At 74.7% G+C, this 10,871-nt stretch carries 13 protein-coding genes; 8 read left to right on the top strand and 5 right to left on the bottom strand.

Translation table 11 applies throughout. The annotated features are described in order from the left end of the window. Window positions 1-131 precede the first annotated feature (131 nt). Window positions 132-905, top strand: a complete 774-nt coding sequence (locus tag ACFPK1_RS22820; protein WP_378023242.1) for an HNH endonuclease signature motif containing protein — start codon at window positions 132-134, stop codon at window positions 903-905. Between the two features lie 4 nt (window positions 906-909). Here ACFPK1_RS22820 and ACFPK1_RS22815 read toward each other — a convergent pair whose 3' ends face one another. From ACFPK1_RS22815 to ACFPK1_RS22805, 3 genes are read right to left on the bottom strand one after another with little or no spacing between them, the layout of a single operon-like run. After that, window positions 910-1,044 carry a hypothetical protein gene (locus ACFPK1_RS22815; protein ID WP_378023241.1) on the bottom strand — a complete coding sequence of 45 codons (135 nt, stop codon included), beginning with the start codon at window positions 1,042-1,044 and terminating at the stop codon, window positions 910-912. A 29-nt stretch (window positions 1,045-1,073) separates the two neighbouring features. Then, window positions 1,074-1,358 (bottom strand): hypothetical protein, encoded by a 285-nt coding sequence (locus ACFPK1_RS22810; protein ID WP_378023240.1) that lies wholly within the window; start codon window positions 1,356-1,358, stop codon window positions 1,074-1,076. Between the two features lie 10 nt (window positions 1,359-1,368). Further along, the gene (locus ACFPK1_RS22805) at window positions 1,369-3,030 is read right to left on the bottom strand and encodes a sodium:solute symporter family protein (RefSeq protein WP_378023239.1); all 1,662 of its coding nucleotides are present in this window, start codon (window positions 3,028-3,030) and stop codon (window positions 1,369-1,371) included. A 203-nt stretch (window positions 3,031-3,233) separates the two neighbouring features. Here ACFPK1_RS22805 and galT point away from each other — a divergent pair, with 203 nt between their 5' ends. From galT to ACFPK1_RS22780, 5 genes are read left to right on the top strand one after another with little or no spacing between them, the layout of a single operon-like run. Then, window positions 3,234-4,220, top strand: a complete 987-nt coding sequence (gene galT / locus ACFPK1_RS22800; RefSeq protein WP_378023238.1) for a galactose-1-phosphate uridylyltransferase — start codon at window positions 3,234-3,236, stop codon at window positions 4,218-4,220. Then, complete coding sequence (gene galK / locus ACFPK1_RS22795) at window positions 4,217-5,389, top strand: galactokinase (RefSeq protein WP_378023237.1); 1,173 nt, start codon at window positions 4,217-4,219, stop codon at window positions 5,387-5,389. The genes galT and galK overlap by 4 nt, the downstream gene beginning before the upstream one ends. Before the next feature lie 10 nt (window positions 5,390-5,399). Next, on the top strand, window positions 5,400-6,410 hold the full coding sequence (locus ACFPK1_RS22790; RefSeq protein ID WP_378023236.1) for a LacI family DNA-binding transcriptional regulator: 1,011 nt from the start codon (window positions 5,400-5,402) through the stop codon (window positions 6,408-6,410). Next, window positions 6,407-7,054: an alpha/beta fold hydrolase gene (locus ACFPK1_RS22785; RefSeq protein ID WP_378023235.1), complete on the top strand. Its 648-nt coding sequence runs from the start codon at window positions 6,407-6,409 to the stop codon at window positions 7,052-7,054. The genes ACFPK1_RS22790 and ACFPK1_RS22785 overlap by 4 nt, the downstream gene beginning before the upstream one ends. 8 nt (window positions 7,055-7,062) lie before the next feature. After that, entirely contained in the window at window positions 7,063-7,329 is a 267-nt protein-coding gene (locus ACFPK1_RS22780; protein ID WP_378023234.1) for a CDGSH iron-sulfur domain-containing protein, read from the top strand. Here ACFPK1_RS22780 and ACFPK1_RS22775 read toward each other — a convergent pair. Next, window positions 7,266-8,255 (bottom strand): iron-containing redox enzyme family protein, encoded by a 990-nt coding sequence (locus ACFPK1_RS22775; RefSeq protein ID WP_378023233.1) that lies wholly within the window; start codon window positions 8,253-8,255, stop codon window positions 7,266-7,268. The two genes, ACFPK1_RS22780 and ACFPK1_RS22775, sit on opposite strands and share 64 nt — an antisense overlap. A 167-nt stretch (window positions 8,256-8,422) precedes the next feature. On the opposite strand from ACFPK1_RS22775, the gene ACFPK1_RS22770 reads away from it, so the two are divergent. Together ACFPK1_RS22770 and ACFPK1_RS22765 are read left to right on the top strand one after the other, a co-directional pair. Further along, complete coding sequence (locus ACFPK1_RS22770; protein ID WP_378023232.1) at window positions 8,423-9,184, top strand: HemK2/MTQ2 family protein methyltransferase; 762 nt, start codon at window positions 8,423-8,425, stop codon at window positions 9,182-9,184. Window positions 9,185-9,194: 10 nt separating this feature from the next. Next, on the top strand, window positions 9,195-10,124 hold the full coding sequence (locus ACFPK1_RS22765) for a DUF389 domain-containing protein (protein WP_378023231.1): 930 nt from the start codon (window positions 9,195-9,197) through the stop codon (window positions 10,122-10,124). Between the two features lie 7 nt (window positions 10,125-10,131). Here ACFPK1_RS22765 and ACFPK1_RS22760 read toward each other — a convergent pair whose 3' ends face one another. Next, complete coding sequence (locus ACFPK1_RS22760; protein WP_378023230.1) at window positions 10,132-10,833, bottom strand: DUF4383 domain-containing protein; 702 nt, start codon at window positions 10,831-10,833, stop codon at window positions 10,132-10,134. Window positions 10,834-10,871: the final 38 nt, after the last annotated feature.

Genomic DNA, 10,871 nt, shown 5'->3' with positions numbered 1-10,871 from the left:
AGGGCAGCACCGTGCTCGGCTGGAAACAAGCCCTCGGCGCTCTCGCCCTGGCCTACCCCGACCGCATCGGCCCCTACCTCAGCTGACCGACCCATAGATCAACTTACACAGACAACTTGACAGGCCCTGCGGTGGACGTCGAAGCGTTCACCGGGATCATCGACGACCTCGCCGCCCCGTGTGGCCCCGACGACACCCGCCAGCTCGCGCAGCGCCGCATCGAGGGCTTGAAGGACCTCGTCGATACCGCCCGCCACCCACACAACGCGGCACAGCACGCCGCCGGCACCGACCAGCCCGAGCCCACCCCCAACGACCCGCAGGACGACCCGCAGGACGAGACGCAGGACGCGTTGATTCCCGAGCCGCGCCACCCCGCACCCGCCGGGCGACGGCCCAGGCCGGAAGGAGCGGGGCGGGCGCTGCTCACGATCACCATCGACCACCACTGGCTCCGCCAGGCCCTCCAGACCACGGGCGGCTACGGCGTGCTGGACTCCGGGCTCCGCGTGCACCCCGCCACCGTGCGCCGCTGGGCCTGCGACGCCGAGATCATCCCCATGCTGCTCGGCTCGAGATCCGAACCCCTCGACGTCGGGCGCCGCCAACGCACCGCCCCCGACGCCATCCGCCGCGCGCTGAACCACAGAGACGGGGGCTGCGCGTTCCCCGGCTGCACCCGCCCACCCCGACGCTGCCAAGCCCACCACGTGCAGGAATGGGTCGACCTCGGCGCTACCGCGCTCGACAACATGTGCCTGCTGTGTCGCCACCACCACCAACTGATCCACCACGGACACTGGACCATCCACATGATCGACGGCCGGCCCTGGTTCACCCCACCCTGGATCCTCGACCCCGACCGACAACCCCGACCCGGCGGACGACCACACGTCCCCCTCTGAGGTGTCACGCCGACGCCCTCCACCACGTGCAGCTCACGATGCCGGCCGGTCCGGAGGTGCGGGCGCGCGCGTCCGCGCCGGCGGCCGCGAGCTCCGCCTCGGGGTCGAGGACGACGTCCGCTCGGCCCGCACCGGGCACGACGTCACCCCGGCCCGCAGGACCCTGGGTCACGCAGACGGCCCGGCCAGGTCGTCGGCGTCCGCGTCGACGTCGATCCCCAGCGGACGCAGCGACGCCCACGCCAGGAACGCCACCGCGACGAGGACCAGGACGATCCCGGTCCAGAGGTTGACCGCGAACCCGGCCGCCTGGGCGAGCTCCGCGGCGCCGTCCAGCAGCCCGCGGATCACCAGCACGACGCCGTAGAACCCGAGCAGGCCCCCGATCACGTAGCGGACGTCGAACAGGCGCGCCATCCGGCTCGTGACGGCCGGACCGTCTCCAGTGCTCATCGAGGCTCCCTCACGCGAACAGGATGTTGAGGACGACGGTCAGGGCGAGCGCGATCCCGCCGAGCAGGACGGGGCGCCGCCACCAGACGGCCTCGCGCGGCTGGCGCACGGTCGGCACGACCCCGTCGGCGCCCGCGACGCCGTAGACGATGCCGGCGAGCTGCGAGCGGGCCGGGGCGCGGCCGGACAGCGAGACCAGGACGGTGACCACCGCGTCGACCACGAACGCCGCGCCGGCCTGGTAGAAGGTCACCTCGATGTCCGAGCCGAACGTCAGCACGCCAGCCTTGGACAGCACGAACACGAGCGTCCCGGCGACGACACCGGAGAGCAGGCCCCAGAAGCCGCCCGAGCCGGTGGTCCGCTTCCAGAACATGCCGAGGATGAACGTCGCGAAGATCGGCGCGTTGAAGATGCCGAACAGCGACTGCAGGTAGGTCATGATGTTGTTGAAGCCGGCCGCGAGGAACGCGGTGCCCACCGCGATGATCACGCCGCCCGCGGTGACGGCCCGACCCATCCTCAGGTAGTAGGCGTCCGAGCGGCCCCGCGCCAGGTAGGGCTGCACGAGGTCGTAGGTGACGACGGTGTTCAGCGAGCTGACGTTGGCGGCGACACCGGCCATGAACGAGGCGAACAGGCCGGTGACGGCCACACCGAGCACGCCCTGCGGCAGGAGCTGGCCCATGAGCGCGGGGATGGCGTCGTTGTACTCGAGGCCGCCGGTCTCGTCGTTGCCGAAGTTCGGGATGGCGACGAGCGCGACGAGCCCCGGGATGATCGTCACCGCCGGGATGAAGATCTTCGGGAAGGCGGCGATCAGCGGGGTGCGCTGCGAGGCCGACCGGTCCTTGGCCGAGAGCGCGCGCTGGATCTCGGCGAAGTTCGTCGTCCAGTAGCCGAAGGACAGCACGAAGCCGAGCCCCAGCACGATCCCGATCCAGCTGGCGCCGATGGGGTTGGTGACGTCCCCGACGCCGGTGCCCTGCCAGGCGTGCAGGCCGTTCGGGCCGAGGGTGGAGGCCTCCACGCGGCGGCCGAGCTCGGCGAACCCGCCCACCGAGCGGACCGCGACGATCGCGAGCGGGATCAGCCCGGCGAGGATGATGAAGAACTGCAGGACCTCGCCGTAGATCGCGCTGCCCAGCCCGCCGGCGCCGATGTAGATCAGGACGACCGCGGCGGAGGCGAGGATGCCGGCCCAGAGCGGCCAGCCGAGCAGAGCCTGGAGCACGATCGCCAGGGCGTAGAGGTTGACACCGGCGATGAGCACGCTGGCCACCGCGAACACGACGGCGTTGAGCACGTGGGTCTGGTTGTTGTAGCGCAGCTTGAGGAACTCGGGGACCGAGCGGACCTTCGAGCGGTAGTAGAAGGGCATCATCACGATGCCCAGGAAGACCATCGCCGGAATCGCGCCGATCCAGTAGTAGTGCACGGTCGCGACGCCGTACTGGGCGCCGTTCGCCGCCATGCCGATGATCTCGGTGGCGCCGAGGTTGGCCGCGACGAACGCCAGGCCCGTCACCCACGCGGGCAGCGAGCGCCCGGCGAGGAGGAAGTCGGCGCTCGTGCCCACTGCGCGCCGGGCGACGACGCCGATGCCCAGGACCACCACGAAGTAGACCGCCAGCAGCGTGTAGTCCAGCCATCCCAGGTCGAGCCGCAGCATCGCGTCTCCCTGTCGCATGTGGGCCGTGAACGTTAACGTGATGGTTCACGAGATTGATACCGGCGTGAGGTCGGCGTCAAGGGGGAGGGGTCGTTGGACGAGCACGGAGCGTCGGGGCCACCCGAGGAGGCCGCGGTCCGCGAGGAGGTCGAGCAGCTCGCCGACGGCCGCACGATCCGCTGGTTCTCGTGGGGGGACGAGTCGTGAGCGAGCGCCGCTTCGACCCCACCCACGGCGAGTGGGTCACGTTCGCGACGCACCGCCAGGACCGGACCTACAAGCCCGCGGCCGCGGCGTGCCCGCTGTGCCCGACGCGCCCCGGGGGGCCCGGCACCGAGATCCCGCGCGAGCACTTCGACGTCGCGGTGTTCGACAACCGCTTCCCGTCGCTGTCGACCGACCCCCCGCCACCGGAGATCGCCGGCACCGATCTCGTCCCCGTCGAGCCGGCCTACGGCCACTGCGAGGTCGTCGTGTTCACCGACGACCACGACGCCACCCTCGCCGACGTCGGCGTCGCCCGGGTGCACCTGCTCGTCGAGACGTGGGCCCGCCGGGTCGCCGACCTCGGCGCCGACCCCCGCGTGCGCTACGTGCTCCCGTTCGAGAACAAGGGCGAGGCGGTCGGGGTGACGCTGCACCACCCCCACGGGCAGATCTACGCCTACCCCGACGTCCCCCCGCGCCCGGCGCGCGAGCTCGCCGCCGGACGCCGCCACCACGACCGCACCGGGCGCTGCGTGTTCTGCGACGTCGTCGCCGCCGAGGCCGGCGGCCCCCGGGAGGTCGTGGCCGGCGAGCACTTCGTGGCCGGGGTGCCGCCGTGGGCGCGCTTCCCCTACGAGATCGACATCTGGGCCCGCGAGCACGTGCCGTCGCTGCCCGGGACCAGCACAGCGGCGAGAGCCGACCTCGCCCGCGTCCTCGCCCGGGTGCTGGCCGGCTACGACGCGTGGTTCGGCTTCCGGACGTCCTACCTGCTCGGCGTCCACGCCGCGCCCACCGACGGCACCGACCGCGACGTCGCCCACGTGCACCTGGAGATCTGCCCCCCGCACCGCGGCGGGGGCAAGCTGAAGTACCTGGCGGGGTCGGAGACCTTCGGCGGCGCGTTCCTCACCGACGTCGCCCCCGAGCTGGCCGCCGAGCGCCTCCGCGAGGCGTGCCGAGACGTGGAGGTGCCGGCGTGAGCAGCGGGGCGGCGGACCGGGTCGAGGAGATCGTCACGACCTTCCGCGACACCGTCGGCCGCGACCCCGAGGGCGTCTTCTCGGCGCCGGGCCGCGTGAACCTCATCGGCGAGCACACCGACCACAACGAGGGTCACGTGCTGCCCTTCGCGATCGACCGGCGCTGCCGGGTCGCCGCCGGGCGCCGCGGCGACGACGTGGTCACGCTGCGGTCGGCGCAGGAGCCCGGCGAGCCGGTCACGACCACCCTCGACGCCCTGCCGCGGGCCCGGGGCTGGTCGGCCTACGCCCTCGGCACGCTGTGGGCGCTGCGCGAGGCCGGGCTGCCGGGCGGGCACGGCTTCGACCTCGTCGTCGCGGGCGACGTCCCGCTCGGGTCGGGGCTGTCGTCGTCGGCGGCGCTCGAGTGCGCGGTCGCCCTGGCGGTCGCGGAGCTGAGCGGCGCCGACATCGACCGCCCCACGCTGGCCCGCGCCGGCCGGCGCGCCGAGAACGACGTCGTCGGTGCGCCGGTCGGGATCATGGACCAGGCGGCGTCGCTGCTGTGCCGCGACGGGGCCGCGCTGCTGCTCGACTGCCGCACGCTGGAGGGGCAGGACGTGCTGCTCGGGCTCGACGAGGTCGGGCTGGTCACGCTGGTCGTCGACACCCGGGTGCGCCACGACCTCGCCGACGGCGGGTACGCCGACCGTCGCGCCGCCTGCGCCGCGGCCGCCGGCGCGCTCGGCGTCCCGGCGCTGCGCGACGCGACGCGGGACATGCTCGAGCAGCTGGACGGCCAGCTGCTGCAGCGGGCCCGCCACGTCGTCACCGAGCAGGAGCGCGTGCACCGGGTGGTCGAGCTCCTGCGCGCCGGGCGCCCCGCCGAGGTCGGCCCGGAGCTCACCGCGTCCCACGCCTCGCTCCGCGACGACTTCGCTGTGTCCGTGCCGGCGCTCGACGCGGTCGTCGACACCGCACTCGAGCACGGCGCGCTCGGCGCCCGCCTGGTCGGCGGCGGCTTCGGGGGCAGCGCGCTGGTGCTCGCCCCGGCCAGCGCGGCCGAGGGGATCGGCGAGGCCGTCGCGCGCCGCGCCGCCGACGACGGCCATCCGCGCCCCGTGGTCCGCGAGGTGCACCCCGCCGGCGGCGCGCGTCGCGAGCCGTGGACGCCGGACGGGCGGCACTAGGGTCGACACGATGGAGGTCGAGCCGTCGGTCCGCGTCACCATCGACGACGTCGCCCGCGCCGCCGGGGTCTCGCGGCAGACCGTCTCGCGCGCCATGAACGGCAAGGGCGAGATCAGCGCGGCGACCCGGCGCCGGGTGCTCGCGACGATCGAGGAGCTCGACTACCGGCCCAGCGTGTTCGCGCGCGGCATGCGCACCCAGCGGGCCGGGACCCTCGGGCTGATCCTCTCCGACATCGCCAACCCCTTCTTCCCCGCGGTGGCGCGCGGGGTGTTCGACGCCGCCGGGGCCCACGGGTTCTCGGTGGTCGTGCACAACACCGACGCCCACGCGGGGCGGGAGTCGACCGCGGCCCGCGAGATCCTCGAGGGCGGCGCCGAGGGCGTCATCGGGTTCTTCGAGGCGCTCGGCGACGAGGAGCTCGTCGCGCTGCACCGCCGCCTGCCCCTCGTCGTCGCGGACCGGCGCGCGCCCGCCCCCACGGTCGCGAGCGTGTCGTCGGACTTCGCCACCGGCACCCGCCTCGCCGTCGAGCACCTCCACGCGCAGGGGCACCGGCACCTCGGGATGCTGGACGGCGCCGTCGGCGTCGACCACGTCCGCCGCCACGCGTTCGCCGCGGCCGCCGCCCCCGGGTCGCCGATCGTCACCGGCCCCCCGACGATCACCGGCGGCGCCGCCGCGGCCGCGCAGCTGCTCGGCGAGCACCCGGAGGTCACCGCGCTGTTCGCGTTCAACGACCTCATGGCCGTCGGCGCGATCCGCGCCCTGCGCGAGCGGGGGCGCCACGTGCCCGACGACTGCGCGGTCGTCGGCTACGACGACCTCACCCTCGCCGCCGACCTGGACCCGCCGCTGACCACCGTGCACACCGACAAGTACGAGCTGGGGCGCACGCTGGTCGAGGCCCTGGACGCCATCGTGCGCGCCCGCCGCCGTGACACCGGGGACACCGGTGACACGCCCGATCCCGAGCCCCGCCTCCTGCCCGCGACGCTCGTGGTGCGCCGGTCCGCATGAGAGCGGTCGCCGTGCCCGGTCTCGGCCTCACCGAGCGCGGGTGGCGTGACGTCGCGGAGCGCCTCCCCGGCACGGCGGTCGTCGCCCTCCCCGCCTACGGGCTCCGGGCGGGGCCCGGGCCGATCACGCCGGCGGCGTCGGCCGACGACCTCGCACGCCGGCTGCCCGGGCCCGGCCCGGTCGTGCTGATCGGGCACTCCGCGAGCTGCCAGGTGGTCGCCGAGGCCGCACGGCGCCACCCCGACGCGGTCAGCGGGCTGGTCCTCGTCGGTCCGACCGCGGACCCGCGGATGTCGCCGCGGCGCACGCTCGTCACCCGCTGGCTGCGCACGGCCGCCCGCGAGGACCCGCGGCGGGTCCCGGTGATGCTGCGCCAGTACGCCACGACCCGGCTCTCCGGCTTCGCCCGCGCGCTGCGGGCGGCCCGGCGGCACGATCTGCGCGAGACGCTCCGCGGCTCGGACGTCCCGGTCCTCGTGGTCCGCGGCCCCCACGACCACCTCGCGCCGTCGGCGTGGCTGGCCGACCTCGCCGCCGTCCGCCCCGGCATCACGGTGGTGACCACCCGGAACGGGGCGCACATGGTGCCGCTCACGCACCCCGGGGAGCTCGCGCGGGTGTGCCGCCCGGCGCTGCCGGGGTAGTCGCCGCCATGGCCGCACCGTCACGCCCCACCCGCGTCACGATGACCGAGGGCGGTCCGTTCCTCGTCGAGGGACCCGTCGAGCTCGAGCTCCCGGACGGGACCACGGTGACCAGCGAGCGCCCGGTGGTCGCGCTGTGTGCGTGCCGGCGCACCAAGCGCTACCCGTTCTGCGACACGAGCCACCGGCGCAAGGCGCGCCCCCCGAAGGATCAGGCGGGCGCCGGCACCCCGAGCAGCGACGACTCCCCGGCCGACCAGGCCGCCACCAGCTGATCGGCGAGCCGGTCCTCGAGCAGCGTCGAGGCCTGGATCCCCAGCACGACGTCCGCGGCGAGCTCCGGCTCGCGCTCCAGCAGGCCGGCGAGGAGCTCGCGGCGCACCAGCTGCTCGTGCACGGCGTCGGCCTCGACGTGCTCGGCGTAGAACGCTGTGACCTCGGCCGGGAGCCCCAGCCGCTCGATGGCGGTGACGAGGCGCGCCGCCCCGGGCGGTGAGGTGATCTCGATGAGCGCGAACTGGCCCACCGACGCCCCGCGCCAGCGCCGGTGCAGCCCGAACAGCGACATGATGTTGACGGTGGCCAGCGTCGCCGCCGGCGCGACCTCGAGGTAGGCGCCGTACGCGGTGTCGAGACCGAGACCGGCCATCATCTCGCTGTAGATCCGCGCGTGCATGCGCTCGGGGTGGCCGGCGCCGAACTCGTCGTGCTCGACGGTCATCAGCGACGCCTTCGCGCGCCCGTGCACGGCGTCGAGGCGCGGGATCACCCACGCCTGCGGGTCGGCCTCCTTGAGGTGGTAGATCGAGCGGTGCGCGACGTACTCGTCGAGCTGCCAGCGCTCGCCGTCGCGGGCGAGGTGCCACGAGGGCCCGGAGCCGTCGACGGGCTCGACGAGCAGCGCGTCCACCGCCGCCTCGACGTCGTCGCCGCCGGCGACCTCGGCGCGCACGGCGTCGAGGAACAGCGTCTCGAGGTGTCCGCGCAGGCGCAGCAGGTCGGGGTCCCACTCGAGGTCGTCGGCGACGCCGTCGAAGGAGCGGTAGTGCAGCTCGTAGCAGCAGTAGAGGGCGAGCTGGAGGTCCTCGCCCAGCGGATCCCCGTCGGGTCGGTGCGGCAGGTCGGCTGCCGCCCGGCGCCCGGCGAGGACGTCGAGCACGGCGGACGAGACCGGTCCGCGGGCAGAGGGCAGGGCGGTCACGGATCGCTCCTTCGCAGGGGGGCGGACGTCGACGAGGCCGGTGGGTGGGCACGGCGGAGCCGAGGTGGTACCCGATCGGATCGCCGCTCCAGCGCCGTTCCGCACGTGAGATCCGCGACCCGGCGCGGCGGACTCCCCGGCGCCGACAGCCGGGTAACGCCGAACTCATGACCACCGTCGACCCGCGCCGCTCCCCGAGTGCGCCGAGGACCACGACGCCGGAGCCGATGGCCGGCATCCGGCCGCACCACCGCGTCTTCCGCGTGCCCGGCGTGTACCCCGTCCAGCGGGACACCTGGCTGCTCGCGGACGTGCTGCGCGCCGAGCTCACCGACCACGGCTGCGGCGTCGCGCGCCCGTGCCGGGTGCTCGAGCTCGGCGCCGGGGCGGGCGCCCTGTCGGTCGTCGCCGCCGGGGTGCCCTGCACCGACGTCACGGCGGTCGACCTCTCCCGGCGCGCCCTGCTCTCGACCCGGATCAACGCCCTGCGGCACGGCCGGCGGGTCCGGACCCGCCGCGGCGACCTCACCGCGCCGGTGGCGGGGGAGCGGTTCGACGTCGTCGTCTCCAACCCGCCCTACGTCCCGGCCGCGACCGACGAGCTGCCCGCATACGGGATCGCGCGCGCCTTCGACGGCGGCCGTGACGGCCGCGCCGTGCTCGACCGCGTGTGCGACGAGGCCCCGGAGGTGCTGACCGACGGCGGGCGGCTGCTGGTCGTGCACTCGGCCTTCAACGACCCCGCGCTGACCGTTCGCCGGCTGCAGGAGCGGGGCTTGTCCGCGGAGGTCGTCGCCCGCCACGAGCACCCCTACGGGCCCGTGCTCACGGCGCGCAGCGAGCTGCTGTGCCAGCGCGGCCTCGCGACGCCGGGGCAGAGCACCGAGGAGCTCGTCGTCGTGCGGGCCGTGCGTCCCGTCGGCTGCTGAGGGGGCGGGCGTGCACCACCAGATCGACGTGACCGTCCCGTCCGCCGCGGCCGACGACCTGGTCGAGGAGCTCTCCGCCCACGACGGCGTGCTCGCGCTGACCCACCAGCGCGACGGGTCGGTCAAGCCGCCCGGCGACGTGCTCAGCCTGCACGTGCTCAACCGCGCCATCGACGACGTCCTCGCGGCCGTCGAGCGCGCCCGCGAGCAGGGGCCGATCACCGTGGCCACCGTGCGCACGGAGAGCGTCGTCGCCACCGGCATGCAGGACGCCGTCGAGGACGACGCCGACGAGTCGCCGTGGGAGGAGTTCGAGCGCACCCTGCGCCACCACGGCCGGCTGAGCACGAACTACCTCGCGCTGATGGCCCTCGGCGGTGCGATCGCGGTGGCCGGGCTGGTCTCGCCGCCCGTGCCCCAGGCCCTGGCGCTGGCCGCGTCGGCGATCATCGCCCCGGCGTTCGAGCCGGTCGCGAAGCTGGCGGTGGCCGTCCTGCGCGGCAGCCTCTACCGCATCCGCCGCTCCCTGGTGTCGGTCGTCGTCGGCTACCTGGTGCTGGCGGCATCGGGCGGTGTCACGTTCCTCGTGCTGCGCGCCCTCGGGATGGGCACGCCGGAGATGCTCGCCAAGAGCGAGGGCGTGCACATGGTGGTCGACCCGACGGTCGCCGACTGGCTCGTCGGGGCGGGCGGCGCGCTCGCGGGCCTCGTCATCATCACCTCGTTCCGCGAGGCCGTTCTCGCGGGCGCGCTCATCGCGCTGGCGCTCGTGCCCGCGGCGGCGCTCGTCGGCGCCGGTGTGTTCACCGGCGACTGGACGCTCGCGCTCGAGGGACTGCAGCGGACGGGTGCCGACATGGGCCTCGTCGTCGTGCTGGGCGGCGCGGTGGTGCTGATCAAGGATCGGCTCCACCACGGCGGCCGGCGCCCGCTCGCCTGAGCGCTCGTCAGTCCCGGTCCGCGGGGTGCGGCTCCGTGCGTCCCTGGTTGACGTCCGAGTCGCGGCTCGGCTCCGGCTGCGCCGGTGTCGGGCCCTGCGGGGGCTCCTCCCCGGTGTCCGGGAGGACGCCGGGGTAGGGCAGTGACCCGGGCGGGGGCTCGACGATGCGCGCGCTCGCGATCATCACGGTGATGAAGCCGAGGATCGCCAGCACGCCGTGCAGCACGTGGTCGGGCGTGTTGAGGGCGAGGAACGTCGCGGTGCCGGTGTTGAGGCTGTAGGCCGCGCCGAACACGAACAGCAGCAGGTAGACGATGGCCTGGCCGCCCGCGAAGAACCGCAGCCACGTGCGCTTGCGCAGGCTGATCGCGGCCAGCACGGCGGTGACCAGCAGCAGCACGCTGTGGGCCGGGTTGAGGCGCAGCGCGAGGAAGGTGTCCTCGGTCTGCTCGGTGAAGGCGGCGCCCCAGGTCATGACGAGCCCGGCGACACCGACGACCGCGAGCACCACCGCCTCGCCGGCGACGATGGCCGTCGCGATCCGCCCGAGCAGCCCTTCGTGGGGCACGGACGGGATCGGGTTGCCCTGGTCGTCCCGGCCCGGCGGGGAGTAGGGGCCCGAGCCGCGGCCCTCTCGGTCGTGCTGTGCGGCGGTCCCGTGCCTGTCGGGGTTGGGTGGTTCGCCGTGGCGGTTCGTCGGCTGCGACATGGGCGCAGGGGTGCCCGGCCGGTGGGGCCGGGCGAACC

It is taken from the genome of Actinomycetospora rhizophila, assembly GCF_042657905.1.
Classification (GTDB): domain Bacteria; phylum Actinomycetota; class Actinomycetes; order Mycobacteriales; family Pseudonocardiaceae; genus Actinomycetospora; species Actinomycetospora rhizophila.
This window is presented reverse-complemented; position numbering and strand designations above follow the sequence as displayed.

Coding starts and splice junctions, on each gene's coding strand:
- ACFPK1_RS22810 (WP_378023240.1), bottom strand. CDS start 1,358: ATGAGCACTGGAGACGGTCCGGCCGTCACGAGCCGGATGGCGCGCCTG.
- ACFPK1_RS22805 (WP_378023239.1), bottom strand. CDS start 3,030: ATGCTGCGGCTCGACCTGGGATGGCTGGACTACACGCTGCTGGCGGTC.
- ACFPK1_RS22790 (WP_378023236.1), top strand. CDS start 5,400: ATGGAGGTCGAGCCGTCGGTCCGCGTCACCATCGACGACGTCGCCCGC.
- ACFPK1_RS22785 (WP_378023235.1), top strand. CDS start 6,407: ATGAGAGCGGTCGCCGTGCCCGGTCTCGGCCTCACCGAGCGCGGGTGG.
- ACFPK1_RS22780 (WP_378023234.1), top strand. CDS start 7,063: ATGGCCGCACCGTCACGCCCCACCCGCGTCACGATGACCGAGGGCGGT.
- ACFPK1_RS22770 (WP_378023232.1), top strand. CDS start 8,423: ATGACCACCGTCGACCCGCGCCGCTCCCCGAGTGCGCCGAGGACCACG.
- ACFPK1_RS22760 (WP_378023230.1), bottom strand. CDS start 10,833: ATGTCGCAGCCGACGAACCGCCACGGCGAACCACCCAACCCCGACAGG.